We start from the raw sequence: 25,206 nt of genomic DNA, 5'->3' as shown, positions 1-25,206 counted from the left end.
GTTGAGGCCAACCCCAAAAAACGTCAGAACAAATCCCGGGACAATTCAGCCCGCGCAGGTTGGGTTGAGCTTGCGAAACCCAAGAGTTTGCCCATTTTTTTGTTAAGTTAATGACATTGCGACAGATCATGATTAACTTGTGGAATATTTCGGTAATAGCTGTATTCAACAGGGAGGTATGAATAAAAGGAGACCACCCATGAAAACCGCGGAAGATATTTTAAAAGAAAAGGGAACACCCCTGATGGTGACGATGCCCGAGGAGCAAACCATTTATGAAGCCATTCAAAAAATGGCGGAAAAGCATATCGGCGCCATCCTTGTCTCCAGAAATGACGTGATTATGGGCATCTGGTCCGAGCGCGATTATGTGCGCAACAGCCTGGAGACGGGCTTTGACCCAAAGACTGCAGTGATTAAAGATTACATGCAGTCCGAATTAAAATCCGCCCCGGCGGACACACCGCTCATCCAGCTTCAGGAAATGTTTCTGGGCCTGTTTATCCGGCATATCCTCATCAAAAAGGAAGACCGATACCTGGGGCTGTTATCCATAGGGGATGTGCTTCGGGCCAGCCTTCTGGAAAAAGATCAGGAAATCAAGGAGCTAAACCAGATCGCCAGCTGGGAGTATTACGAAAACTGGGGATGGCACAGGAAGTATAAAGCGAAGAAGTAATCAAAAAAAATGATGGATGGATTAATTTTACCAGCGCTGTTAAATCACCCGGCAATTGTATCGGGCTATTTTAGAATCCTCCGTCATGATCGGATAGTTGTCGGCGATACTCTGGGCGACCAGCATACGATCAAAGGGATCTTTATGATGAAACGGCATGTCTTTAAGCAACAGGGCTGCTTCCGACGTAAAATCAAGTAATACAATAATGATATTCATTAATCATCGTCATAGAACATGGAATTTATTTCCTCATCCTCGGCCATTATGTTATCCGGCACGCTGAATTTTCCCGCCAGCAGGCCGAGTTTTCTTTTTCCCTCCGGCTTATGAACCACCAAATCCACAAGCGGCAGATTGTTTTTGGCGATAACGACCTTCTCCCCCCTGTAAACAAGTGCCACCAGCTTAGAAAGGCTTGCCTTTGCCTCGGATATATTGACGATCTTCATGATAATCGCACCAGCTACAAATAATTTTGGGTTTCCATACCCGGCTTCCATCTTGATGGTCTACTATACCAGAATAGACCAACCTGATCAACTTTTTACATTTATCTTACCTGATTTTTTGGGCCGAAACCGCTTTACCCGCTCGCAAAAGTGCTTTTCCATATCCGGATCATGACTTCCCCTGTAGCGCAGCCAGATATAGAGGCGGATTATTTCATCCACCTGCGCCTTTAACTCCGGCCGCTCCCGGGCGATCTGCCCGGCGAAATCCACCGGCCCCTGATCCGGCGGCTTAGGCAGACCCGCGTTTTCCAGCTTCCGGCAGAACTTTTCATAACAGCGCCGTACCCGGTCTTTTTCCATGGCCGCGGGCCGTGCCTGCAAGAGCACGTAGACCCCCACGATCAGAAAAACCGCTCCGCAAACCACCAGAAATACCATGAACGGGCCCTTCCATGAGCCCATCCGGAACCCCAGCCGCTCGAGCAGGGCCTTTTGCTCAAGATAGGAGTATTTGTCAAACCAAGCCTCCCAGTTCGAACTAAGGGCATCCCACCTGAGGCTAAACTGCTTCAGCCATCCGAAACCGCCGCCCCCGCCGGATCCCCCGCCCGACAGCGCACCGGCCGCCCCTTCCGAGATCCGGCCCGGGGCCACCGCTCCCGTCGGATCCACCCGCATCCAACCCGCGTTCTCAGTCCAGACCTCCACCCACACATGGGCATCCGACTGCCGGATGATCAGGTAGTCCCCGAACGGGTTGACCTCCCCGCCCAGATATCCGCCCACAATCCGGGCGGGCACACCGGCGGCGCGCATGAGAAAGGCGAATGCGGACGCATAGTGCTCGCAATAGCCTTTTCTGGACTGAAACAAAAAATCATCCACCGGATTTCGACCCAAACCCGGCGGCTCCAGGGTATAGACAAACCCGTTATCCGTTAAATATTTAAGGCCCTGATTGGCGATGCCATTGACAGAATCCGCGGCTTGCTCAAACCCGGCCGCCAGCTCCCGCGCCCGCGGGTTGCCCTCAGCCGGCAGCCGCCTGGCTGCCTCAACCCCCCATGCAGAACCTTTCCGCGGCGCTAAGAAACTGGTCATATCATAGTATTTTTTCCGGTTGACCGGCCGGATGTTGCGGATCACATAATCCGCATGCATCCGGCTCCACTTGGGCTTTTTCCCCGGCCGGTCCAGGGCAAAAAGCCACCGCTGGCCGTGGGGTTCCAGCGAAATCGTATAATCGACAGGCTGTTGTCCCTGCGGCGGCTCATCCGCTGCAGGGACCCGATCCGCCCGGTGCCAGCTTCTGCCGTCAAATTCATGAAACACCATCCCCCGCCAGTAAAGCGCCTCTGCCGAAGGCGTGTCCCCCTCAAACTCGACCCGAAACGCGATGTCATTATTTTCAACCAATCGGGCGATGTTGCCCGGGCTCAGGCGGTCCGAAAATCCGGTTCTCCCGGCAGGGGCCTGGGACAGGCCGAACATGCTGCCCTGAATCCGGGGAAACAGGAAAAACAGAATCAGCATCAAGGGGACCGCCTGGGCCATGATCATAGCGGAGAGCCTTGCATCGCTTTTAAAATGCCCCGCGGGATCGTTTATACGGACCAGGGCGCTGGTGGTGACAAAAACGGATACGAACATGTAAAGGGTGACGGCCAGGGTCTCGGACTGAAACAGGCTCGTGATGACGATAAAATACGCCAGAAAAAGGGTGATCATCCGGTCCCGGTGAGTGCTGATCTCAAAGGGTTTAAGGGCGGCCATAATGGAGAGGAGGCCCAGATAGGCGTTGGGCCCGATCCGGGTACTGTATGTGGCGAAAAGGCCGAAAAGACCGAGCACAGACAGAAGGATCCGCACCCAGCGGGTTGGCCGGGGCCACTGAAGCCGCAGGGATATCAGGATATAGCCCCACATCCCCGCGCACCAGATAATAATCCAGGCCGGAAGACGCGTCAGATGCGGCAAAATAGCGACCACCAGCGCCAAAATAATATGGGGCAAATATTTATCCGTATCGTTCATGGGCCTTTAAAACGCGTTTATTCGTCCGCCGCAAACAGGGCGAGGGTTTTCAAGCATTCGTGCTTATGCCGCTCCCCTTTATCCGGCGGCAGATAGTCACCGGGCAGCTTCAAACCGTAAAACAGGTTCTGCCGGCTGGCTTGGCGCACCATATCCGTAAGGCGCGACAGCCTGTACTCCGTATCCGCCGATGGAATCTTCGCATAATCTATGATCACCGATTGCCTTTCTTCACTGCCAAACGCCTTGGTAAAAACGCCCTGCCCCCGGGACAGGGTCTTCCAGGCAATATGCTGGATGGCATCCCCGGGCTGATAGGGCGTTAAGCCTTTGAAATCATCAACCCCGCTGGTCTGCCTGGCCTTTTCATCATCGCCGGCGGCCGCATTATCGGTCAACTCAAGAGCGCCGGCAATCGGCCGGGGATAAACAACCACTTTCGCCCCGGTATTCAGATTGGCCCAGGCCCTGAAAAGCCCCAACGGAAAACGGGTGGCAATGATCAGGCGTCCCGGGGCATACCAGCCGCGATGCCCGGTTTCCGCGTCTACCGAAATAACATTCTCAGCCCCCGGGGAAATGTTTGCAATGGTGCGGGCCGCATTTTTAAAGCCAACGGTCACGGCCTTGCGAAGCAGCGTCTCCGAGCGGACAAGCACCTGAAAGACCGCGGTTTCCCCGGCAAACACCGGATCGGCGGACACGGATAAAATTTTTAACCCCAGCAGATTTCGCCAGGTATGGATGATAGAGACCAGGAGCATGCCGCCCAGGAGAAACACCAGGAGAAAGCCCAGGTTGTTGTTGTAATTAATGGAGCCAAGCAGCATGCCGAACAAAACCAAAAGAAACAGCACGCCGTGGCGGGTGGGCAGGATGTATATCCGGCGCCGGTTGAGCCGAATCGGCAGGGAGGTATCTGACTGCGTAACTGGGAAACGCTTTTTCAAACCGGGACCGGGACTTCCTTTAACAGATCGATCAATTTGTTGCGGGGGATTTCCATCCGGTCCGCCCGGGTGCGCAGCCGATGGCCGACCACCCATAAGAGTACCTTCTGGAGGTCTTCCGGAATGGTGTAATCCCGGCCGTGGAGATAGGCCCAGGACCGGGCCGCCCGGGAAAGGGAAAGCCCCGCCCGCGGGGAGAGCCCCACCTGAAAATGCGGCGAGGTGCGGGTAAAATGCAGGATATCCTGCAGGTAATCCAGAAACGCATCCGAGGTATGCACCCGGGTAATCTCATCCTGAATCCGGATCACATCCGCTTTGTCCATGCAGTGGGACATGTTCTCCAGGGCCGCCTGCGCGCCATCGCCCTGAAGAATCTTTTTTTCCGCGTGGCGGTCCGGATAGCCCAGTTCAATCCGCATCAGAAACCGGTCCATCTGGGATTCGGGCAGCGGAAAGGTGCCCGCATGCTCCAGCGGATTCTGGGTGGCGATCACAAAAAAGGGCTGGCCCAGATGCCGGGTTTCGCCCTCAATGGTGACCTGCTCCTCTTCCATGGCCTCGAGCAGGGCGCTCTGGGTCTTTGGCGTGGCGCGGTTGATTTCATCCGCCAAAAGCACCTGGGAAAATATCGGCCCGGGGTGGAAATGAAAGGTGCCCGCATTTTGATCAAAAATGGATACCCCCAGGATGTCGCCGGGCAGCATGTCGCTGGTAAACTGCATGCGCTGGAAGTCAAGGCCCAGGCATTTGGCCAGCACCTTGGCCAGCGTGGTTTTGCCGATCCCCGGCAGATCCTCGATTAAAAGATGGCCTTTTGCAAACAAACAGGTCAGGGCCAGACGCACATGCGCCTCTTTGCCAATCACCACCCGGCTGATCTGCCGGACGATGTTTTCAAACTCCTCGTTCATGGCCGGATTCACGGCCGGTTTTGCCTTTGCGATGGGTCACCCCTTTGATAAAAAAAATTCAGGGTTCAGGGTTCAGGGCATAACAAATAGTATAACCGTTCTTCGCCAAAAATCCAAGCCCCTGCGCCTCGCCTTCACGGTAAATTTGTTCTGTCTATTTTTCAGGCAGGCACGGTGGCCTGCCCTACGAAAGGTGATACGACATTTTGTAGGGTCGGCCACCGTACCGACCGTCCATTATGAATACTGAAACCTGAAACCTGAAACCTTTTTGCCCTTAAACCAACATTCAATTGTAGCAGTTTGTTGTAGCCGTTTCCGGAAACGACATCCGTTTCAGTGCCACTTAAACACCCGAAGCCCCAGGGAAAAGAAAAAAATGCCGATGGCAAACAAGAGCACGGAAGGTCCGGCGGTTTCGGCAAATCCCGCGCCCTCGATAAAAATACTCCGGATACCGTCTGCCAGAAGTGTGAGCGGCAGCTTTTCAATCACCGGCAGGCTCCAGTCCGGAAAATTGTGGTAGCTGAAGAAAATGCCGGAGAGCACGGACATGGGCAGCACCACCGCATTGATCAGCCCGTTTCCGATTTCCGTATTCGCGGTATGCGATGAGGTCAGTATGGCAATGCCGCCAAAGGCGATATTGCCGGCCATAAAAATCACAAAAAGGGCGGCAAGGCTTCCCTGGATGACGATATCAAAGGCGATCCAGGCGAACAGAAAAAGGAGCCCGGCTTCAATAACATTCATGGCAATCCGGACCACCATCAGGGCCAGCAGAAAATGGGATTTCCGCATGGGGGTCGCCACCATGCGGCGCAGCATTTTCTTGGACCGCTTCTCGATCATCCCGTAGCTGATCCCCCACATGCAGGACATCATGATGCCCATGGAAATCAGGCCGGGGATTAGAAAATCGATATATCGGGAGCCCTGAACCGTCAAGGGTTCGACGTTTTTACTGAGCCCGGCATCCCCCGGCGCCTCCCCGGAGAGCACTTTGGAGAGCTTGAGATAGGTAATCTGGGCCTCCGGGTTGGCGGGATCAAAATGATACCTGATATTCCGGTTCTCTTCGGTCATAATCAGACTGATACGGCCGCGCTTGAGCAGCTTCAGGGCCTGCGGCCAGGTGGTTTTTATAAATACAAACCGGGTGGTGCCCAAATGCTCCTCCGACAGGGTCAGCTGATACCGCGCATCCGTCCCCCTCTCAGAAGATATCCGGGTGGCGCGGGTTTCAAGAAAGGATGCCAGCTGCCCGGATTTTACATGCGCATCCCCCGGCTCAGCCTTGTCTATGATCGCGATTTGGCGATCAACCTCTGTCTGCTGGGTAAATGCCAGGCCCAGACCCAAAGAGATAAGGATCGGAAAGATAATTCCCCAGAAAAACACGGCCGGCTGCCGGCTTACCTCTTTGAAATGGGCCGCCACCAGGTGCGCCATCTGTATGGGCGCAAACCATCTATTCATTGAGCTGCCTGCCTGTCATTGACGTAAACAAATCATCCAGGGTTTTGTGCCGGCATTCCGGATTTTTCAGGTCTGCCGCCTCCGCTTCCGGATGGGCTTCCAGCAAGGATTTCAGGGTCCCCTCCTTTAGAACCTCTCCCTGATCCATGATCATGATGTAGTCGCAGAGCTGCTCCGCCTCCTCCATATAGTGGGTGGTTAAAATGAGCGAAGTATGGGTGCGTTCTTTAAGATCCAGAAGAATCGACCATATCTCCCGCCGGGCATTGGGGTCAAGGCCCGTGGTGGGCTCATCCAGAAGCAGGATCTGCGGTCTGTTGATCAGGGAAAGACCCAGCGCCAGCCGCTGGCGCTGGCCGCCGGATAGGTTTACGGTATAGGCGTTTCGCTTTTCAGTAAGCGAGATAAGCTCCAATATTTCTTCCACCCGCGATTTGTGCAGATTATAAAAGCTTGCAAAAAGCCGCAGGATCTCCCGAACCGTTAATTTATCGATAAACCGGGTTTCCTGGAGCGAGATGCCGATGGCTTGGTGGAGTTCATCCGCATCGGACTGCCAGGTTTTGCCCAGAATACGGATCTCGCCGCAATCCGGCGTCTGGATGCCCTCGATCATCTCCACCAGCGTGGTCTTGCCGGCGCCGTTGGGACCCAAAAGCCCGATGAAGCCGCCCTTTTCAATGCTAAGGGAGACACCCTTTACCGCATGGACGTTTTTAAAGGATTTGTGAACGTTTCTGACTTCAACGACCGGGTTCATGTTCGCCTGATAAATAAGAGTAAGAGTAAGAATAAGAATAAGATTAAGACGACAATCCCCATAGGGGCAGACCGGTTTCCTCGTCATAAACCCGATTGAAAGCCGCACTGTCAAATGCTTCGATAATACACTCGCAGGCAAAAATGATGGTGTCCGGCGCCAGGTGGCCGCCGAACGCCCGGCCCTCCCCATCCGCCAGGGTGATGTGGGCGTGTACCATGGGGGCGCCGTCTTTCAGGGAGATGTTGCCGGAGAGTTTTAAAATCTCCATGGCCTGATCCAGGGTATGGAACTGATATTCCCATTTTTTCTGGTCATAATAACCGATGCATGCCTTTTGGACCGCACCGATGGCCTCCACCCGGCCGGATTGGATATTTTGGTCCCTGCAAATGTTTGTCAATTCTTCCAGCAGATCCCCGCCGTGCGAAAGTCTTCCCATATACACCGATTTTTTTGACACATTTTTCATATCTGCCATCATATACCCCCTTAAATTTGAATGATGCCGCACTGTTTTGCTTTAATCCGGCATCTGCAAAGGGCGGGCTGAAGCCCGCCCCTACATTGACTGCGGCACAAAGTCAAGATATAAACTGTGCCCAGAGCGCTACACATTGCCCCGGCTGTGCCCGTACACCAGTGCGCTGGCAATCATGTGGGCCGTGCGCAGCGGCTCCGGGATGTTGCCGTTAATCGCAAACCGACCCATCACATCCGCCGCCTGTTCATAGGAGAGGCCCACCCGCTGGATAAATACGGGGCCGAGCGGCTCCATCGCCCCGAGCCGTTCGATCACCGCCCACTTGGCTTTTCCGTGACCGATGTGGGCGGCGAGCGCATCCTGGATACTTATCAAATCCGGCTTTCTGCGGGCCACCACCAGAACGGGAAGTTCCAGTCGGCGGTTCAGATCAAACACATCCACCACATTGAATCCCCCAAAGGCAATCCCCTGAAGTATAATCAGCTGAATGTGTCCGGCAAACCGGGATTCGGCGACGAGCTCCGCAAGCCGCGCGGCGGCATCAAATCCGTCCTTTTGGACTTCGCCGATCAACACGCCGTCAAACCGCAAGCCCGCGTATACCGTGCCCACCAGTTTGACCGGCCCCCTATGGTCCCGGGCAAAGGGGGCATCGTCAAATCCGGCCACATTTGAAAACCGCTTTTCAACCATGCGCACGCTAATGCCCTTGCCTTCAATAAAACACTGCCGATCAATGAATCATCGCACTGCCGGCCTGAAAAATCAATTCCCGGTTTGCTGACCGCACGATGAATTTGTTCTGGCGAACAACCCCATAACCATAGGGGTGTTCGCATGTAAGGTCGGCATTGTCGCGTAGGGCGGGCCACCGTGCCCGCCTGAAAAATAAATAGAACAAATTTACCGGTTTGCTGACCGCCGCCCCTGTTTTTTTCTTTTGGATTGGCTCACATTGCATTAGAATGGGGAACATCGCAATAAAAAAGGCAAATTAATGGGGAGGCGTTGAAATGAAAAGCGCGATTAAAGAGGCCCTGGAGATAGCGCATGAACCGGTGGCCATCATTCTGACAGACGAAAAACCGGAAGATGCCAAGCAGTTTAAACAGGGCCGCTGGGGCTGTGTGATGTATATGCTGGTGGCTGCGGTTAAAGGCCAGACCGCGGCATTTGACCGTGGGACTTACGGCTGTCAGGGCGGCGGCACCGGCCTGGGGTTCGGCAACCAGTATAAAAACTTTCCGGGCGGTGAGGACTGTTTCTGCTATTTTCTGTCCATCGGCAATGACCAATGGGAGAAGGGCCGAAAAGCCGGCGAGCAGGTTAAGCCCTATATGCGCGATGAGGCTTTTGACGATTTCATGAAAGGGGAGCGCTACATCCAGTCCCCTGAGATGGTCAAAAAATTTATCGAATGCCTGCCCATTATTGATATCCCCAATACCTATGTCGTTTTCAAACCCCTAAAGGACATTGATAAGCACCGGGAAAAACCCGAAGTGGTCGTGTTTCTGGCGGATATGGACCAGATTGCGGGGCTTACCATCCTGGCCAATTATCACCGGGAGACCAACGACAACGTCATCTTTCCCTATGCCGCCGGATGCCAGTCCATCGGCATCTATGCATTCGCCGAGGCCAAATCCCAAACCCCGCGGGCGGTGCTGGGTTTAAATGATATCTCCGCACGGCTCGCCATTAAACGGCTGTTAAAAAAGGATTTGATGAGTTTTGCGGTCCCCTATCAGCTGTTCGAGGAAATGGAGACCAATCTCCCGGGCTCTTTTGTGGAGAGAAACACCTGGTATCAGCTAAGGGCGTTGAAGTAAATCAGGTATAGGGTATATAGGGTGTAGGGTGTAGGGTGTAGGGTTTCAGGTTTCTGGTTTCTGGTTTCTGGTTTTGCGTGTCTGATAAGGTATTAGGCATAGGGTTTGCCGCCCTGATGCCTAATACCCATGCCTTTTATCAAGAAGCTGTTTCAAAGCTTTAGGTCAGGCCTGATGGCAAGGCGCAGGCCGATGAAAAAACGCAGCATACATAGGCGTATGTGAGTATTTTGAAGCGGACTGCAACGCAGCCAGCAGGCCTTAGATGATGTTTTGAAACAGCTTCTACTCGAATGCCTCGCTTGTCTTCCATACCTCCCACACTCTGCCCACCAAATCGGGGCCGGGCTTGAGGGTCGTCTTGCCGGGCCGCCATCCGGACGGCGTGGCCTCTGCGCCCTCGGTTTTCCGGACATGCTGGAACGCCTGAATCTGGCGGAGGCTTTCGGCCACGTTTCTGCCCACCGGCGGGGTAAGTACCTCGTAGCCCTGGATGACCCCATCCGGGTCGATGATGAAACGGCCCCGGGCCTCGACCCCGGCATCCTCGTCAAACACCCCAAAGACCTTGCCGACGCGGCCGCCGGCATCAGAGAGCATCGGGAAAGGCACACCGCCGTCCACCATTTTGGAAAGTTCATTGTCATTCCACATCTTATGGACGAACACGCTGTCAATGCTCATGGACAGGACTTCGACGTCCAGGTTCTGGAACTCTTTGTATTTTTCGGCAACTGCCGAAATCTCGGTCGCTCAAACAAAGGTGAAGTCGCCCGGGTAGAAGCACAAAACCACCCATTTGCCCAGATATTCGGACAGATTCACTGAAACAAACTTTCCCTGATAATAAGCGGGCGCTGCAAAATCCGGCGCCTTCTTGCCGACTTCCACCATCTTTTTAACCTCCTGTGTCGAAAATGGTTCCTGTCCTGCAGGTGCTTTTTCCTGAGCGGGTTCACCCACCGGGCCGCCTGTCGGCCGTGCACATCCGACCGCCTCTTCTGTTGGCATTCAAATACCTCCTTGTTTGGATACCTTAGATTCTTCCCAAGCTTTCTGACTTTTTGATCTTATACCCATTATTAATTCTGCAAATCGGTTTTGCAAATCAAATTTAAATTTTCTATGGAGTGGAAACTGGTTTTACGAAGCCATCAGATGCGGACGGCCAGGCACAGACCGTCATAAATGCCGGAATGCATGGGAAGGAAGGAAAACAGCTGAACGCTGCGCCAGGCGGGATTGGCGTGCATCATCCGGTTGAAGGCATCCGCATCCCTGAACCCGGTGTTGTCCGCCACCAACAGTCCGGAGGGGCGTACCAACGGCTCAAGCTCCTTTAACGCCTTGTGGTAATCCTCTTTTTCGATATCCATGAAGACGAAATCAGACTGACCGTCGAGCTCCCCCAACTGCGTCAGCGCATTGCCGTCGCGGACCGACACGGTTCGGGAGAGACCGGCCTGATCAATATTTTCCCGGGCCCGCGCGGCCATGGCGGGATCATATTCAAAAGTCACCACCCGGCCGCCGGCCGGCTCGCACGCCCGTCCCAGATAAATAGCCGAATAACCGGTGGCTGCGCCCAATTCCAGGATATGCTTCGCTCCGGTCGCCCGGGCCAGCACAAACAAAAGCTCGCCCACCACCGGACCGACAATCGGGATCTCTTCAGCCGCGGCTTCGGCCTCCAGGTCTCGTAAAAGCGCATCCCGATCCGGAATCAGGCCCTCAAAATACGCTTCCGGATTGGAAACAATATCTGCCATAAATTATTGCCTATATAAGGTATCCATTTAAAATACGTCACCGTAGAGCCGGCGGGAATTGTCATACACCGCCTCGGCCGCCGCCTCAGGGCTTACGTCTTTAATTTGTGCGATCATGTTAAGGGCAATCACTGCGTTTTTGGGTTCATTGCGGGCTTTGGGGTCCGGGCCCAGCACCGGGCTATCGGTTTCAAGGAGAAGACAGGAAAGCGGCAGCTGGCGGACCAGCTTCTGCTTCTGGCGGGAACGCTCAATGGAGGATGGTACTGAAAAAAAATATCCGGCTTCCACCGCCGGCTGAGCGGCGCCGAATTTGCCGTCAAAGGCATGGAGCTGCACCCGTTCGACGCCTTTTCTTATTAATAAATCAACCGCATGCCGGCCGGCTGAACGGGAATGGACATTTAAGGGCAGATCCAGCTCAAAAGAGAGATCAATAAAGGATTCAAAAATCCGGCGCTGAATCTCCCGCTGGCCCTCTTCCTGAACCGCCCAGAAATCCATGCCCACCTCGCCGATGGCGGCCAGCTGGTCGCGCTTCCGACGGATAAAGGCCTGCATGCCGTCTGCCGCATCAAAATCCAGATAGGTCGGATAAAGTCCGGCAGCGGGCATCAATTCCGGATATTCGCCTGCCAGTTCAAGATTTCGCCGGGCATCCTCCACGGTTTCGCTTACCGTAACAATCCGGCTCACCCCGGCAGCCCGGGCCCTTTCCAGCACCGCCGGTCGATCCGCATCAAAACTGTCATCATAGAGATGGGTATGTGAATCCATTAAGGGGTGCATAAGATTCATCAAGATCCTTTATCATGCAGTTAAAAGCATCATTTGCCAAACTGCATGGAATCGCTTTCATCATCCGTATATAAATTGAAACTAACATCTCCATCGGCATATGCAAACCCGGGATCGCTTATTTGTAATTATATAGAAATATTCCCCCCGGGCCGTTTGCCCGGGACCGAGCGTAAAAGTAACTTTAAAGGCACTGAGGCTCTGAGGTTGTATAACATTAAACCGTGAACTGTGAACTGCGAACTCGAAACATTTGGCGGATGCGCTATCGCTTATCCACCCTACTGATTCTGAGGCACGGTAAATTTGTTCTATCTATTTTTCAGGCGGGCACGGTGGCCCGCCCTACGAATGGGGAAAAACCCGATTCATCGTAGGGTCGGCCACCGTGCCGACCATAAATTCTTGATTTCATTAACCTAATACCTAACACCCAAAACCTAATACCCGAAATTACTTAAAACCCTTTGCGCTCTCTGCGGGCTTGGCGGGATTTAATTTCCGGCCTGCCATGGGCATCATATCAGCAGCGGGGGCGCATTTCGACAAACTAAGGATAAATGATTATTATTTTATAGAGTTATAGACTAAAACCTAAATTGAGCGATTTTCAAGTTTTTAAACTAAAAATTGATTCAACTCCTTAAAAAGAATATAAAAATTTTCATTTTAAAAATTTGGAACGCTCAATTTAGGTGAAAAGGAGGTCAGCCATGCGCGAGGCCATGCTATATGAAAAAATCAAAGAAAACGAGGTTCACTGCTATCTCTGCAACCATCACTGCCGCATCAAGCCGGATGAATTCGGCACTTGCGGCATGCGCCAGAATCTTGACGGCACCCTGTATACGCATGCCTACGGTGAGGTGATCGCCGCCAATGCCGATCCCATTGAAAAAAAGCCGCTTTACCATTTTCTGCCCGGCACCCGCTCGTTTTCCGTTGCCACCATGGGCTGCAATTTCCAGTGCGAATTCTGCCAGAACTGGCAGATTTCCCAGGCCAACAGGCGCACGGACAGCCGGTCCCGCGGCTATGAACTCCCGCCGGAAAAGATCGTCCAGGAGGCCAAATCAAGGGGCTGCGAGAGCATTGCCTATACGTATACCGAGCCCACGATTTTTTTCGAATACGCTTATGATACCGCCAAGTTGGCAAAACCGGAAGGCATCGCCAATGTTTTCGTCACCAACGGGTTCATGACCCGGGAGGCGCTTGAAACCATGCAGCCCTATTTGGACGCCTGCAATGTGGATCTAAAAGCCTTTAATAAGGACTTTTACAAGAATGTCTGCCACGGCCGCCTGCAGCCGGTGCTCGATACCATCCGCAGCCTGAAAGCGCTTAACATCTGGGTTGAGGTAACCACTTTGATTGTGCCCGGCGCCAATGATTCCGAGGCGGAACTGAAAGGCATTGCCGAGTTTATCGCCGGCGTAGATACGAATATCCCCTGGCATATCAGCCGGTTTCATCCGGACTACAAATACGACCACGTCGGCCCCACCCCGATCTCTGTGATGAAAACTGCGTTTGAACTGGGCAAGGCGGCCGGACTGAAACACATTTACATGGGCAATGTGCCCGGGGAATCGCTGGATACGTATTGTTCCGGCTGCAAAGACCTGCTGATCCGCCGCGGTTTTTCCGGCGGAGAGGTCAACCTCTCGGAAGACGGCCGCTGCCCCAAGTGCGGGCAAGCGTTGGCCGGCGTTTTCAGGCATTAAAATCAAAAACCTAAATTGGGCGATGTTCAAGTTTGACGCAGTAGATGCGGTGAAATTGGAAATCGCGAAGGAGTGTTCATGACACTGCCCACTGAACCCATCGGCAGCATCCCCCGGCCGAAAGAACTGGTTGAGGCCATCCAGGCCTATGAAAAGGGGCGGCTCGACCGAAGTGAATTAGATGAAATGTATGACCAGGCGGTCCGGCAAACCATCGCAGAATTCGAAGCTACCGGATCGCCGGTGATCACCGATGGCGAGCAGAGCAAACCCAGCTTTGCCACATACCCGATCCATGGGCTGGACAACCTTGCCCCGGATGGCATCAAACTCGTATTCAGAGACGGTCATATCCGTCAGCTCCCGCGCCTTAAGGAAGGGCCATTTCAATATAAGATCCATGCGGACCGCTATCTGGAGGAGGCGCTGGAGCATGCCACGAAACCGGTAAAGCAGCCCGTGATTTCGGCTTCCGCACTGAGCCTGATCTATCCTGAAGCGGGCATTGACGGCTATCCAAAGGAGAAATTCCTTGAAGACCTGGTGGATGAAGCGGAAAAGGAAATCCGGCTCTGCTTGCAAAAAGGCGCATACAATGTTCAGATTGATTTTACCGAAGGCCGCCTGGCCGTTAAACTCGATCCGACCCGTAAGCTGTTAAAATCGTTTATCGACCTGAACAACCGGGTTTTGAACCGCTTTTCCGAAGAAGAGCGCAAGCGCATCGGCATCCACACCTGCCCCGGCGGGGATCAGGATTCCACACACAGCGCGGATGTGGATTATGTAGAGCTGCTGCCGCTGCTTTTTTCATTAAATGCCGGGAGTTTTTACATGCAGTTTGCGAGTGAACCTGACAAGGAGCGGGTGCTTCAGTGCATCAATAAATACATGGGCCATGAACAGATGATTTTTCTGGGCGTGATCGATGTGACCAACCCGCGGGTGGAGTCCCCGGAAGAAGTCCGGGACCTGATTTTAAAAGCCGCGGAGTATATCCCGGTGGTTCAGCTCGGCACCACGGATGACTGCGGGTTCTCTCCGTTTTCAGACGATCTTTCCACATCGCGGCAGGCCGCCTTTGACATGATCCGGGCCCGCCTGGAGGGTACGCGGCTCGCCGCAAAAGAACTGAACCTTTAATATCCAATTTTATCAAGCCGGTCTGTCATTTGAAACTGCCCCAGCCGGGGCAGCACCGTATTGGTCTTGATTTCAGATATGATGGCCTGCCTTGGATGTTCAGCAATTTCCAGAGAAACCAGATTATCCAGCAGTTTTTCCGCGGCCGCCCGGCAGGCCGGCCGGCTTTTGACATACCGGCCCCGAAAGACGATCAGCGCATCCTGTACATTCGGGGCGAATTCAAAAATGGATGGCACGTGCCCGGTTTCCTGGACCGTCATTTCCATTGGGATGAATTTTTGCCAGAAATCCGGCCGCTGGTCCAGATGCGTCAGCAGGGTCTCCCGGAAGTGCGATGCCAGATGTAGTCTCCCCCTCTTTTTAAGCATGGCCGTTTCTTCACGTTCCCATGCCAGCAGGCGCTTTAGCTCCGGCATGGTCATCTCCGGGCCGAAATTAACCTTTCCCGCACCGAACCGGCGCAGGGCACGGGCATCCGCCGGGATCATATGATCCGAATAGTGCTGAGTAAACAAAAACTTCTGATAATCGGACCGGTATTTTTCCGCGATTTCATCTAAAGCCGCCACCAGCCGCGGCTGAAATCCGTTTTGAACCAGCTCAAAATCCTGTGCGGCTTTATCATAGTGGAGTTTCATGTGCGTGCCGGTCTGGGCCACCACGAAATCAATCCGCGCCTGCCCAAGTCCCCGCGCCAGAAGACCTGAAGTTAAAGCCCGGAGGTATTGATCCATCCCTTCAGGAGTGGTCAGCCCGCCCTGCTGCTCTTCGGAGCCCACTTCATAGGAGACGGGACCGATTTTGCGCCGCTTGCGCGCATCTTCGCAATATTCGATCAACTCCAGGGTGATTTCCGCGATCATCCGCACCGGCAGCTGCGCCGCTTCGAGTTCGTCGTCACGGCCCGACGTGCCGTCCGCATGCCAGCATGTAAAGCCGGCCTCAAGATCCTGGATGATATTTTTTTTAACCCAGGCCATTGCTTCCGGGCGGGACCATTTTTTATGCGCCTCCACGATAAAAGGGCCGCCGTGATCCCGGCCAAAAATGATCGGGCCGTCATAGCCCGCTTCCTTTGAAAGGTGTTTGACCTTTTGCACAAATTGGTTTGCCGTCAGTCCGGCATATCCGCCGTCCGAATTGACCTGATTCATGGTGGCCATGATTACGGGGATGGCGCCTGCCTCCCGGCATCCGGCCAGGCAGGCCTTTAGGGCCAGATCATCTGAAAAGCAGAAAGCCACGATCACCGGGATTTTCCTGCCTTCCGCACGGATGCGCATAAGGTGGTCGACCAGATGGGCCATTGTTGGCTGAGAAAGGGGACTAGAATTAGGGCATGTGTTTTCCATAAATTGATTTATAGAAAAAGCAACGGCCGGTCGTCAAGCCTATAGCTCTGGGGCTGTTAGGGCGTGAATGGTCGGCACTATGACCTACCACTTGACGACGGTTTAGCCCGGGGGAAAACTCAGTGTAGTGGCGGGCCACTGCGCCCGCCATCAATAAAGGTCGGCACGGTGGCCGACCCTACGCAATTCGCGGATTATCCCGGTCGTTGCGGTGGCCGGCCCTTTTGCAGAAAGCAACTTAAAAAGGCGCTCAAAAATCCGTCCATACTGTCATTTCGAGCGGCAGCGAGAAATCTAAGATTCCTCGTCACTTTCGTTTCTCGGAATGACATGATTCCTCGTCACTGCCGTTCCTCGGAATGACAGTGACGGAACATTCCGTAATAACTAAATATAGTGCAGTGTTACTTAGAATTTAACTTTTTAACCCCGCCGGTCTCGGCGGGGTTAGCTAGGATTAATACCGATAATGATCCGGCTTATAGGGCCCATCCACCGGCACGCCGAGGTATTCGGACTGCTTCTCATTGAGCCGGGTCATCTTCACACTGAGCCGTGCCAGATGGAGCCTTGCCACCTCTTCATCCAGATCCTTGGGCAGGGTATAGACCTGCTTTTCCAGGTCCTCCTGGGCCAGCTTGATCTGGGCCAGGGTCTGGTTGGTGAAGGAGTTGCTCATGACAAAGCTGGGATGTCCGGTGGCACAGCCCAGGTTGACCAGCCGGCCTTCGGCCAGCACGATAATTGAGCGGCCGGATTTCAGGTGCCACTGATCCACCTGCGGTTTGATATTGGTTCTTTCGCAGTTGTTCTCCAGGTAGCTCATCTCGATCTCGTGATCAAAGTGGCCGATATTGCAGACAATGGCCTCGTTTTTCATCTGCTCCATGTGCTCGCCGGTCACCACGTCGCAGCAGCCGGAGGCGGTGACAAAGATATCGCCCTCGGGCGCCATCTCCTCCATGGTCGAGACTTCATAGCCCTCCATGGCCGCCTGGAGCGCGCAGATGGGATCGATTTCCGTAACAATGACCCGGGCGCCGAACCCGCGCATGGACTGGGCGCATCCCTTGCCCACGTCGCCATAACCGCAGATAACGATGGTTTTTCCGGCCACCATGGTATCCGTGGCCCGCTTGATGCCGTCTGCCAGGGAATCCCGGCAGCCGTAAATATTGTCAAACTTGCTCTTGGTGACCGAGTCGTTGACGTTAACGGCCGGAAACAGGAGTTCTCCCTTTTTGGCCAGCTGATAGAGACGGCTGACACCGGTGGTGGTTTCCTCGGAAACACCGCGGATATTTTTGGCCACCTTGTGCCAGTGCTGAGGGTCACGCTGATAGGCTGCCTTCAGCCGGTTGATTACGCACTGGTATTCATACACATCGTACTCTTTCTCCAGCATGGACGGATCATCCTCCGCCTTTACCCCTTCATGCACGAACAGGGTGGCATCCCCGCCGTCGTCAACGATCAGGTCGGGGCCGGTGCCGTCCGGCCAGGTAAGGGCCTGCTCGGTACACCACCAGTAGTCCTCCAGAGATTCGCCCTTCCAGGCAAACACCGCCGCGCTGCCGGCCTTGGCAATGGCTGCGGCCGCATGATCCTGGGTGGAAAAAATGTTGCAGGAGGCCCATCGGATGTCTGCGCCCAGCTGATACAGGGTCTCGATCAGCATGGCGGTCTGGATGGTCATATGCAGACTGCCGGTCACCCGCATCCCCTTAAGCGGCTTGTCCTTGCCGTATTTTTCGCGGACCGCCATCAGACCCGGCATTTCATTTTCCGAGAGCTCCATTTCCTTGAATCCGTCGCCGGCCAGCGAAATATCCGCCACCTGATAGGGCAGCGAAAGATCCAGTTCCGGTACAATGGCCTTATCATTTTCTTTATTTGACATTAGCATGGTTAATTCTTCCTTTCTTTTGGGTTTTGGCCGATTGGTTGCAATATATCGGCAATTTATAATAATGATGAATTAATTTTTAACGGCTTGATAAATATTCAGCGGCAGCCCCTTTTCCAGTTCGTAATTATCGATCCTCTGCAGGCTGAATCCATTGGCTGTCAGCCAGTTTTCCACTTCCTCGGGCGTAAATCCGAGCCAGCGGGCACCGTATGTTTCCCGAAGCCCTAAATTCTCGTGCTTGTCAAAATCCGCCACGATAAAAAGCCCGCCCGGTGTCAGCACCCGGCTTACCTCCCCAACGGCCGCCTCAGGCTTGGCCAGATACTGAAGAACCAATGAGATAACCGCGAAATCGGCTTCTCCGTCGCTAAGGGGCAGATGCTCGATTTCACCGAGCCGTATCTCTATCTTTTCGCCCGCATCCTGAAACCGTTTCCTGGTCTCCTCTAGCATCCGCGGCGAGCTGTCCACGCCGATCACCTTTTCCGCATGGCGCTTCAGGGGTTCCAGCAGATCGCCGGTGCCGCAGCCCAAATCGACCCCGACCCGGTGCTTGCCTGCATCCCTGAGAATCGCCTGATTCAGATCGAATCCCCCTAATATCTCGCCCTTGAAAAGGTCCCAGCGGGGGCCGATATCATCGAAAAACTGCAGGGTGTGACGTTTGCGTTCCTCAATCATTTGGGCCGCCCGCCGGATATCGGCTTCATAAACCGGATCATCTTCAAACAGGTAGCGCACTGCATCAATGAACCGCCGCCCCGGCCCCTTGCGGGCGATGTAATAAAAGCCCGAGACCCCTTCCCGGAGATTTTCCACCAGGCCGGCCTCAGCCAGAATTTTCAAATGCCTGGAGATCCGGGATTGCCCCATTTCGAGCACCGACACCAGTTCGCCCACCTTGAGTTCATGGTGGAGCATGATGTTCATCAGCCGGATGCGGGTCTCATCCGAAAGGGCTTTAAAATATTTGAGGCTGTCCATTATTTAAATAAGCATGTGGTTAAATATACTTGCGTCCAGGCTTGAATTTAATTTTATCAAGATCAATAAATCAAATTATCTTGATATATTGATTTAATTATATAGATATATTTTTGACTGTCAAGAAAAATTTTTGAAAAATTTTTGACTTAACTAAAATGATTAATTGGAAGTAATTCCCCGGGCCACCGCCCGGGACCGAGCCTATAAATAACTTTAAAGGCACTGAGGCACGGTAAATTTGTTCTATCTATTTTTCGGCGGGCACGGTGGCCCGCCCTACGCATGGGGAAAAACCCGATTCATCGTAGGGTCGGCCACCGTGCCGACCATAAATTCTTTATTTCATTAACCTAATACCTAATACCCAAAACCTAAAATCCGATAAGTTACTTAGAAGGATGCAATGCCCCGGTCATAGGGCGGCCCCATAAGCACGGCCCCTTGATTCCCGGCAGAAGGCCAGGATATCCGAGGCCAGCCGATCCGGAGCTTCAATGGCGGTCATGTGGCCGACCCCGTCATATCTCACCAGCTGGGCGCCGGGAATGTGCTCGGCCATCAAGTGGCTCGATTCGATGAACATATCATCCTTTTCTCCATAAATAATGAGCGTGGGGCAGTCAATCTGCCCAAGGGCCTCCTTGCAGGGATCCGGGTCCGTGTAAAAGTTCCGGACAAAATTAGCAATCTCATGGCGGTTGTTCTGTTTGGCCATTTCAAAGGCGGCCGCAAGCAATTCATCCGAGGCATCCGCCTCCATAATACCGCGGAAAAACGGGCCCGGCTTGGACTTGAGGCCCTCAAAGATCTCCTCCCACGAATAGTTTTCAAACGTTCGCGCATAGGCCTCGTTCAACTTGCGAATGCGATCCTGGTTTCCGGGAATGGGCGACGTGGCGGAGCCGGTATCCGTCAGAATCAGGGAGGCGAAGCGGCTTGAAATCCTTCATGGCCTGGCGGACGGCGGCGAATCCGCCGGTTGAATGGGTCAGGAGGTGAAACCGGTCAAACCCCAGCTTGTCGGCAAGGGCCAGAATGTCTTCCCCCACTGTTTCGGCATCATAGCCGGGCGGGTCACCGCTGACCTTGGTATTGCCGTGGGCCCGCATATCCATGGAAACCACCTGAAATTCATGGGCCAGCCGGTCGGTCACTCCCCGCAGGCGCCAATAGGCGGTGTTTTCAATCAGCCCGTGGATGGCGATAACCGGAAACCCATTTCCCTGCTCCAGAAAATAAATATCTGCATTGCCTCTTTTAAAATAGGGCATGGCTCCCCCTTTTATAAATGGATGGAAAAATTTACGGCTTTCCGCGAACGATGAGAGGGATGGGGATCGGTGGACTGTTTCAACCGCCGGCGCGTTTTACGGTAAAGCCCTGCTGCTTTAGTTCTTTAACTACCAGATCGCGGTGATCGCCCTGGATTTCAATAATTCCGTTTTTAACCGTGCCGCCGCAGCCGCATTTGGCCTTAAGCTGTTTGCCAAGCTGCTTGAGCGGCTCCGCATCAAGGGGGAGTCCGGTTATCAGGGTCACCCCTTTGCCCTTGCGTCCCTTGGTTTCCCGGCTGACCCGGACGATGCCGTCCCCGGCGGATACGGCCTTATCGTGGCCGCACGCACATTTTTTAAGCGGCTTATTGCATTGCGGACACATCCCGCCGCTTTCCGATGAATAGACAAGGCGGCTGCTGGCATCCGGGCTTTGGCTCATATTTTTATTCTCCATAGCGCCTTCATGGGAAATTTCCCCGAATCATTGACATCATAGGGGGCGGCTTATAAATGGGCCTTCTTAATAAAATTTAATCAGAATCGGCGGCATTGCCATAGACCAGCGATAATTAAATTGGTTTATCCGAAAAAAAATGGGAGGTGGCGGGCGGATTTACGGCAAATCTCCGGTTTCATCATTTCCTCTGCCGTCTAAGCCATAATCCGCGCGAAGGGTTTCGGAAAGGCGTTTTACGGTCTGAAATCCCTTTTCCACGGTTTTTTCAAAATCCGGATTCACCAGGCAGCAGGTAGCCGGTGAGATCAAACTCTGCGAAAGGAGGAGATCCCGGTCAACCCCTGCGGCATCAAGCCGTGACCAGACATCTTCGAGCTGGTCGCGAAGGGTTTGAAGGGATTCCTTTTCATACGGCTCGATATTGGTCGGCACAATGCCCCAGACCAGGGTATTGCCTTTTTTCAGGAACCGTTTGATGGACTGGCTGTAAGCGGCAAACACATCCCGATTGGTATAGATATCCATGGATAGAATGTCTATGTCCAGGTTCAAGAGAAAATCCCAGTCCGGGTTGCCGCAGAGGTGGACCCCGCGGGGACGTTCGATCATTGAAAAAAACATCTCCATGTCCTGCTTTGCCTGCACATCGCCATAGCCGGACAGGGCTGAAAATAAAAACTGCAAGCCCGGTTCATCCACAAACATAAACGCGTTTTCGTTTTTCTGCTTTAAGCGCTCAAGCTGGACGTTGACGCGGCGGGCCATGAATTCGAACATAAAGGGCCGCACCGTGTCATTGAATAATATGGACCGGTCGTTTTCATCATTGATGTTAAACCCGAAGCTGATCGGCCCCTCGAGCTGTCCGCGGATGGCCGGCCGGCCCGCAAGGTCCATATCCAGAAACTTATGATAAACCGCTGAATAATCCCGGCTCACATCGAACATGTCCGGATCTTCAAATCCGGCCATGGCCGATTCCAGCTCATCCATGAACTTATCCGTGGAAAAGGAGAGCTTCTGGTTTTCCACATCCAGCACAATACCGGGAAAATGCTCGGCCGCCTGGACGTACATGTCCTCATAATAGGAAAGCCTCGGCAGCTGCGGCCAGAACGGGATATCCATGGTGGCCGCCACCTCAAGCGCCCGGTCGGCATCGGTATGCGGCATCACCGCCATGGCGGTTGTCAGTAAATTTCCGGGAATAGGCATTAATTGCTCCTTTTCTTATAAGCATAAGCTGCGGCCTGCAGGTCGTCAAAGAAATCCGGCCCGGCATTTTCCACAAGCGCGGCAAACCGGGTGCCGCCGCTGCTGTGATGTTTATAATATTTGACACACCACTTGACCAGATGAATCACGGTGTCTGCATCATAGACACCCGGAAGTTCCCTGGCAAGCCGGGGGTGCCGGCCGAGTTTGCCGCCGATGAGAATGCGATACCCCCGCCTCTCGCAGGTGATGGTGCCGGTGGGACAGGCTTTAATGCACTGCCCGCAGTAAACGCAGCGCTCCCGGTCAAATACCGGGCCGCCCAGGTCAGGATCCAGGGTTACGGCCGCCTCTCGGCAAATATCCTGGCAGGCCCCGCACTCGCTGCAGGGTTCATCTGTTTTTCCGGGCTCTGCCGCGCCGATAATCCCGATATCTTTTATCTGCGGCTGGGAGCAGGCATTCGGGCAGTCTGCCAGGGTGACCCGGAATTCATGGTGAAACTTCAAAGGGCCGCCCACCGTCTGTTTTAAAAATCCCCGCAAATCTTCCGCGGCCAGGACCGATTCAATGGATTCAGCCAAACCGTCATTCTCAACAGCCCGGTTGGGACATCCCTCGGGGCCGAAGCAGGCATCCACCTGATAACCCTTCACCTCTTCGTCCATCCGGTTTAAAAACCGCTTTTTGGCGGCATGGACATCTGCCGCAGTTACCCCATCCCGGCCCTCGGCCGCCACCCGTTCCTCCACCCGCTGCCGGGCCTTTTTCCGGACAAAAAACGGGGCTTTTTTAATTGCCGCGTCTGCTTCCGGCAACCATCTCATATTTTGTCCCTTGTTTCTGTTTTGATTCTGTTGGATACTAAATGAAATAGATAAGCGTTTGGTTGACTTAAATCAAAAAAAGCGGGCATAGTCAGAATATGAAAGATGGATGGGATGGGATGGGATGGAATCTCAAATACGATCAGGAGGATTCATACAGAATTTCACCCGTTTCATATATATGTTGCCTGAAACGTGCCGGCAAATCTTCTATCGCTACCACATCAACCCGGCAATCAGCAATTCCCTGAACATCAAATACAGCCTTATAAAAATCTTCATCGCTTAGGCCCTCAACCGCCAAATCAATATCGTCCGGCAGCCAGTAAGAGTCTATCACCGAACCAAACAGCAGGACCTTGCTTGCACCATGGTCCTCGCAGAGCCTTCGGGCAATATCGAGAGCAGACTCCCGAAAACGCATACGTCGGGCATCTTCTTTCTTTTTGCTCTCCAGATAATATTTATTCCAATATGTTGCATATTGCTGTGCTTTAACCTTTGTCATATATATCGTGCCCTTTAACGGTTCATCAGTGTGTTATTTCAACCATAAGCATATAAATATTTTTAACAGGTTAAAAATGTTTTTTCAATAAAGTTATTGTCTTATACGGAGGCTCGAGGATTTCTTTTAAATCTTGAAAAAAGTTAACCCAACAACAGCCTGTGGATATCTATTCATTTATGCTTATTACTAAATTATAGGTCTTCAAATAATAAGTCATCAACCCTAAAGTCAAGCCTTCCCGGGCATAACAGACACCTATAAAAGGCCGGCGTTGGTTGAACCTCAATTCAGGTTGAATATAGGAAGGATAAGTTTATGTTCAACAGGTCCCTAAGACATATTTTAAGGCTTACTGTCATCGTTTTGATATGGCACAACTTTGGCGCCCTGGCTGCAGGGGAAACAGCAGCGCCATTGCCCTTATCCGCCAAGCCCGAACTTGCCCGAATCATTGCAGAAGGTTTAGCCAACAATCAATCCATTCAGGCGCTTGAAGCCGAGGTCAAAGCTTTTGGGGAAAGAATTGAATCCTCAGGTGCCCTGCCGGATCCGAAAGTCGGCATAGCGGCATTGAATATGCCGACCGATTCTTTTCGGTTTGACGAGGAAGGCATGACGCAGAAGCAAATCGCGGTGGAGCAGACCGTGCCCTGGCTTTCCAAGCTGGATCTTAAATCCGAAACAATGGCGCAAAACGCTCGAAAAAAAGCAGCCAACCTGGCATCCGCCAGGCTTTCGCTGGCCCGAGACATTGCGGAGGCCTATTATGAAATCGGATACGTGGCGCAAAGCCAGGGAATAAACGCCAAACTCATGGAGATGGTCCGGCGGATCCGGCGGGATGCTGAAAATAATTATGCGGTGGGCAAGGGACTTCAGCAGAATATTTTTCAGGCGGATGTGGAGCTAAGCCGGCTTCGCGATGAAGCCATTATGCTTGAAAACCGGCGCAAAACACTGGCCAACCGCATAAATGCCCTGCTGAACCGGGAAGCATACCGCCCCGTTGATCCGCCGGCTAAACTGCCGCAGCCGGATTTCAATTTAAACATCAGTCAACTGAAACAGGCCGCCTTTTCCGCCAATCCGGAGCTGGAAGGACTTAAATCCGGTACAGACCGCGCCCGGGCGGAAATTAAACTGGCGGAAAAAGAATATTTTCCGGACTTCAATTTTCGCCTGGCTTATGGCCAGCGGGACGAGGACTTTACCGGAAGAGATCTGCCCGATTTTTTCTCGGCCTCCGTGATGATGGACGTTCCCCTGTGGCACCGGACCAAGCAGTCCAGGGACGTCGCTGCGGCCAGTCACCAGCTGCGATCGGCCGAAAACCGGTATACGGATCTGAGACGACGACTGCCGCACCAGATCAATACCCTGGTCTCGGAAATTGAAGATACCCGGCAGCGGCATCAGCTTTATCATGATGAACTGATCCCCCAGGCGGAGCAATGGGCGCGCTCGGCACTTGATGCCTACGAGGTGGGCAAGGTGCCGTTCGATACCATGATCGACGCACGAATCCGGCTGCTGCGGTATGAACGCGACGCCAGCCGGCTGAAGTTTACCATTTATCAGAAACGAGCGGCATTGGAGGCATTAGTCGGGCGGCCGTTGAAGGAAGGACGAACACCATAGGGC

The 25,206-nt window shown here is 53.3% G+C and carries 26 protein-coding genes; 5 read left to right on the top strand and 21 right to left on the bottom strand.

What is annotated here, in order from left to right; genetic code table 11:
• The first annotated feature begins 199 nt into the window (after positions 1-199).
• Positions 200-679 (top strand): CBS domain-containing protein, encoded by a 480-nt coding sequence (locus U5L07_08415; protein MDZ7831757.1) that lies wholly within the window; start codon positions 200-202, stop codon positions 677-679.
• A gap of 39 nt (positions 680-718) precedes the next feature.
• On the opposite strand, the gene U5L07_08410 is transcribed toward U5L07_08415, so the two are convergent.
• The 9 genes from U5L07_08410 to U5L07_08370 form a co-directional block, all read right to left on the bottom strand.
• Positions 719-898: a hypothetical protein gene (locus tag U5L07_08410; protein ID MDZ7831756.1), complete on the bottom strand. Its 180-nt coding sequence runs from the start codon at positions 896-898 to the stop codon at positions 719-721.
• Positions 898-1,131 carry a type II toxin-antitoxin system prevent-host-death family antitoxin gene (locus U5L07_08405; GenBank protein MDZ7831755.1) on the bottom strand — a complete coding sequence of 78 codons (234 nt, stop codon included), beginning with the start codon at positions 1,129-1,131 and terminating at the stop codon, positions 898-900. Before U5L07_08405 ends, U5L07_08410 begins: the two co-directional genes overlap by 1 nt.
• A gap of 87 nt (positions 1,132-1,218) precedes the next feature.
• Positions 1,219-3,147, bottom strand: coding sequence for a DUF3488 and transglutaminase-like domain-containing protein (locus U5L07_08400; GenBank protein ID MDZ7831754.1), 1,929 nt, complete (start codon positions 3,145-3,147; stop codon positions 1,219-1,221).
• A 38-nt stretch (positions 3,148-3,185) separates the two neighbouring features.
• Entirely contained in the window at positions 3,186-4,118 is a 933-nt protein-coding gene (locus U5L07_08395) for a DUF58 domain-containing protein (GenBank protein ID MDZ7831753.1), read from the bottom strand.
• Positions 4,115-5,044: a MoxR family ATPase gene (locus tag U5L07_08390; GenBank protein ID MDZ7831752.1), complete on the bottom strand. Its 930-nt coding sequence runs from the start codon at positions 5,042-5,044 to the stop codon at positions 4,115-4,117. The genes U5L07_08395 and U5L07_08390 overlap by 4 nt, the downstream gene beginning before the upstream one ends.
• Before the next feature lie 324 nt (positions 5,045-5,368).
• Positions 5,369-6,511 (bottom strand): ABC transporter permease, encoded by a 1,143-nt coding sequence (locus U5L07_08385; GenBank protein MDZ7831751.1) that lies wholly within the window; start codon positions 6,509-6,511, stop codon positions 5,369-5,371.
• Positions 6,504-7,271: an ABC transporter ATP-binding protein gene (locus U5L07_08380; protein MDZ7831750.1), complete on the bottom strand. Its 768-nt coding sequence runs from the start codon at positions 7,269-7,271 to the stop codon at positions 6,504-6,506. The genes U5L07_08385 and U5L07_08380 overlap by 8 nt, the downstream gene beginning before the upstream one ends.
• A gap of 43 nt (positions 7,272-7,314) precedes the next feature.
• Positions 7,315-7,752 carry a PPC domain-containing DNA-binding protein gene (locus U5L07_08375; GenBank protein ID MDZ7831749.1) on the bottom strand — a complete coding sequence of 146 codons (438 nt, stop codon included), beginning with the start codon at positions 7,750-7,752 and terminating at the stop codon, positions 7,315-7,317.
• Positions 7,753-7,881: 129 nt separating this feature from the next.
• Positions 7,882-8,451 carry a DUF99 family protein gene (locus tag U5L07_08370; GenBank protein ID MDZ7831748.1) on the bottom strand — a complete coding sequence of 190 codons (570 nt, stop codon included), beginning with the start codon at positions 8,449-8,451 and terminating at the stop codon, positions 7,882-7,884.
• A gap of 320 nt (positions 8,452-8,771) precedes the next feature.
• On the opposite strand from U5L07_08370, the gene U5L07_08365 reads away from it, so the two are divergent.
• The gene (locus U5L07_08365) at positions 8,772-9,590 is read left to right on the top strand and encodes a DUF169 domain-containing protein (GenBank protein ID MDZ7831747.1); all 819 of its coding nucleotides are present in this window, start codon (positions 8,772-8,774) and stop codon (positions 9,588-9,590) included.
• Between the two features lie 285 nt (positions 9,591-9,875).
• Here U5L07_08365 and prxU read toward each other — a convergent pair whose 3' ends face one another.
• The 3 genes from prxU to U5L07_08350 all read right to left on the bottom strand — a co-directional run bounded on the left by prxU (position 9,876) and on the right by U5L07_08350 (position 12,136).
• Entirely contained in the window at positions 9,876-10,601 is a 726-nt protein-coding gene (gene prxU / locus U5L07_08360) for a thioredoxin-dependent peroxiredoxin (protein MDZ7831746.1), read from the bottom strand.
• A 143-nt stretch (positions 10,602-10,744) separates the two neighbouring features.
• Positions 10,745-11,359: a class I SAM-dependent methyltransferase gene (locus U5L07_08355; GenBank protein ID MDZ7831745.1), complete on the bottom strand. Its 615-nt coding sequence runs from the start codon at positions 11,357-11,359 to the stop codon at positions 10,745-10,747.
• A 27-nt stretch (positions 11,360-11,386) separates the two neighbouring features.
• Positions 11,387-12,136 (bottom strand): TatD family hydrolase, encoded by a 750-nt coding sequence (locus U5L07_08350; protein MDZ7831744.1) that lies wholly within the window; start codon positions 12,134-12,136, stop codon positions 11,387-11,389.
• Positions 12,137-12,870: 734 nt separating this feature from the next.
• Between U5L07_08350 and amrS the strand changes: the two genes are divergently transcribed.
• Entirely contained in the window at positions 12,871-13,884 is a 1,014-nt protein-coding gene (gene amrS / locus U5L07_08345; protein MDZ7831743.1) for an AmmeMemoRadiSam system radical SAM enzyme, read from the top strand.
• Between the two features lie 78 nt (positions 13,885-13,962).
• Positions 13,963-15,027, top strand: a complete 1,065-nt coding sequence (locus tag U5L07_08340; GenBank protein ID MDZ7831742.1) for a cobalamin-independent methionine synthase II family protein — start codon at positions 13,963-13,965, stop codon at positions 15,025-15,027.
• On the opposite strand, the gene U5L07_08335 is transcribed toward U5L07_08340, so the two are convergent.
• The 9 genes from U5L07_08335 to U5L07_08295 all read right to left on the bottom strand — a co-directional run bounded on the left by U5L07_08335 (position 15,024) and on the right by U5L07_08295 (position 23,562).
• A complete protein-coding gene (locus U5L07_08335) occupies positions 15,024-16,337 on the bottom strand; it encodes a class II D-tagatose-bisphosphate aldolase, non-catalytic subunit (GenBank protein MDZ7831741.1) in 1,314 nt (437 codons plus the stop codon). The genes U5L07_08340 and U5L07_08335 overlap by 4 nt on opposite strands.
• Positions 16,338-16,839: 502 nt before the next feature.
• On the bottom strand, positions 16,840-18,282 hold the full coding sequence (ahcY, locus tag U5L07_08330; GenBank protein MDZ7831740.1) for an adenosylhomocysteinase: 1,443 nt from the start codon (positions 18,280-18,282) through the stop codon (positions 16,840-16,842).
• 78 nt (positions 18,283-18,360) lie between these two features.
• Positions 18,361-19,275, bottom strand: a complete 915-nt coding sequence (locus tag U5L07_08325) for a metalloregulator ArsR/SmtB family transcription factor (GenBank protein MDZ7831739.1) — start codon at positions 19,273-19,275, stop codon at positions 18,361-18,363.
• Positions 19,276-19,690: 415 nt separating this feature from the next.
• Complete coding sequence (locus U5L07_08320; protein MDZ7831738.1) at positions 19,691-20,134, bottom strand: alpha/beta hydrolase; 444 nt, start codon at positions 20,132-20,134, stop codon at positions 19,691-19,693.
• Entirely contained in the window at positions 20,106-20,549 is a 444-nt protein-coding gene (locus tag U5L07_08315) for an alpha/beta hydrolase (GenBank protein MDZ7831737.1), read from the bottom strand. The genes U5L07_08320 and U5L07_08315 overlap by 29 nt, the downstream gene beginning before the upstream one ends.
• Before the next feature lie 79 nt (positions 20,550-20,628).
• Positions 20,629-21,009 carry a translation initiation factor Sui1 gene (locus tag U5L07_08310; protein ID MDZ7831736.1) on the bottom strand — a complete coding sequence of 127 codons (381 nt, stop codon included), beginning with the start codon at positions 21,007-21,009 and terminating at the stop codon, positions 20,629-20,631.
• Positions 21,010-21,168: 159 nt separating this feature from the next.
• On the bottom strand, positions 21,169-22,227 hold the full coding sequence (locus tag U5L07_08305; GenBank protein MDZ7831735.1) for a hypothetical protein: 1,059 nt from the start codon (positions 22,225-22,227) through the stop codon (positions 21,169-21,171).
• Complete coding sequence (locus U5L07_08300; protein MDZ7831734.1) at positions 22,227-23,054, bottom strand: 4Fe-4S binding protein; 828 nt, start codon at positions 23,052-23,054, stop codon at positions 22,227-22,229. Before U5L07_08300 ends, U5L07_08305 begins: the two co-directional genes overlap by 1 nt.
• Before the next feature lie 142 nt (positions 23,055-23,196).
• Positions 23,197-23,562: a nucleotidyltransferase domain-containing protein gene (locus U5L07_08295; GenBank protein ID MDZ7831733.1), complete on the bottom strand. Its 366-nt coding sequence runs from the start codon at positions 23,560-23,562 to the stop codon at positions 23,197-23,199.
• 318 nt (positions 23,563-23,880) lie between these two features.
• Between U5L07_08295 and U5L07_08290 the strand changes: the two genes are divergently transcribed.
• Positions 23,881-25,203 carry a TolC family protein gene (locus U5L07_08290; protein MDZ7831732.1) on the top strand — a complete coding sequence of 441 codons (1,323 nt, stop codon included), beginning with the start codon at positions 23,881-23,883 and terminating at the stop codon, positions 25,201-25,203.
• Positions 25,204-25,206 lie beyond the last annotated feature (3 nt).

The organism is Desulfobacterales bacterium, assembly GCA_034520365.1.
In the GTDB taxonomy this organism is placed as follows: Bacteria; Desulfobacterota; Desulfobacteria; order Desulfobacterales; family Desulfosalsimonadaceae; genus M55B175.
This window is presented reverse-complemented; position numbering and strand designations above follow the sequence as displayed.

Excerpts from the sequence above, each read along its gene's own strand:
- U5L07_08310 (MDZ7831736.1), bottom strand. The coding sequence starts at position 21,009 with ATGGAGAATAAAAATATGAGCCAAAGCCCGGATGCCAGCAGCCGCCTT.
- amrS (MDZ7831743.1), top strand. The coding sequence starts at position 12,871 with ATGCGCGAGGCCATGCTATATGAAAAAATCAAAGAAAACGAGGTTCAC.
- U5L07_08340 (MDZ7831742.1), top strand. The coding sequence starts at position 13,963 with ATGACACTGCCCACTGAACCCATCGGCAGCATCCCCCGGCCGAAAGAA.
- U5L07_08415 (MDZ7831757.1), top strand. The coding sequence starts at position 200 with ATGAAAACCGCGGAAGATATTTTAAAAGAAAAGGGAACACCCCTGATG.
- U5L07_08295 (MDZ7831733.1), bottom strand. The coding sequence starts at position 23,562 with ATGACAAAGGTTAAAGCACAGCAATATGCAACATATTGGAATAAATAT.
- U5L07_08380 (MDZ7831750.1), bottom strand. The coding sequence starts at position 7,271 with ATGAACCCGGTCGTTGAAGTCAGAAACGTTCACAAATCCTTTAAAAAC.
- U5L07_08405 (MDZ7831755.1), bottom strand. The coding sequence starts at position 1,131 with ATGAAGATCGTCAATATATCCGAGGCAAAGGCAAGCCTTTCTAAGCTG.
- U5L07_08365 (MDZ7831747.1), top strand. The coding sequence starts at position 8,772 with ATGAAAAGCGCGATTAAAGAGGCCCTGGAGATAGCGCATGAACCGGTG.
- U5L07_08385 (MDZ7831751.1), bottom strand. The coding sequence starts at position 6,511 with ATGAATAGATGGTTTGCGCCCATACAGATGGCGCACCTGGTGGCGGCC.
- U5L07_08325 (MDZ7831739.1), bottom strand. The coding sequence starts at position 19,275 with ATGGACAGCCTCAAATATTTTAAAGCCCTTTCGGATGAGACCCGCATC.
- U5L07_08350 (MDZ7831744.1), bottom strand. The coding sequence starts at position 12,136 with ATGGATTCACATACCCATCTCTATGATGACAGTTTTGATGCGGATCGA.
- U5L07_08370 (MDZ7831748.1), bottom strand. The coding sequence starts at position 8,451 with ATGGTTGAAAAGCGGTTTTCAAATGTGGCCGGATTTGACGATGCCCCC.
- U5L07_08290 (MDZ7831732.1), top strand. The coding sequence starts at position 23,881 with ATGTTCAACAGGTCCCTAAGACATATTTTAAGGCTTACTGTCATCGTT.
- U5L07_08305 (MDZ7831735.1), bottom strand. The coding sequence starts at position 22,227 with ATGCCTATTCCCGGAAATTTACTGACAACCGCCATGGCGGTGATGCCG.
- ahcY (MDZ7831740.1), bottom strand. The coding sequence starts at position 18,282 with ATGTCAAATAAAGAAAATGATAAGGCCATTGTACCGGAACTGGATCTT.
- U5L07_08355 (MDZ7831745.1), bottom strand. The coding sequence starts at position 11,359 with ATGGCAGATATTGTTTCCAATCCGGAAGCGTATTTTGAGGGCCTGATT.
- U5L07_08375 (MDZ7831749.1), bottom strand. The coding sequence starts at position 7,752 with ATGGCAGATATGAAAAATGTGTCAAAAAAATCGGTGTATATGGGAAGA.
- U5L07_08315 (MDZ7831737.1), bottom strand. The coding sequence starts at position 20,549 with ATGCCCTATTTTAAAAGAGGCAATGCAGATATTTATTTTCTGGAGCAG.
- U5L07_08335 (MDZ7831741.1), bottom strand. The coding sequence starts at position 16,337 with ATGGCCCATCTGGTCGACCACCTTATGCGCATCCGTGCGGAAGGCAGG.
- U5L07_08300 (MDZ7831734.1), bottom strand. The coding sequence starts at position 23,054 with ATGAGATGGTTGCCGGAAGCAGACGCGGCAATTAAAAAAGCCCCGTTT.
- U5L07_08410 (MDZ7831756.1), bottom strand. The coding sequence starts at position 898 with ATGAATATCATTATTGTATTACTTGATTTTACGTCGGAAGCAGCCCTG.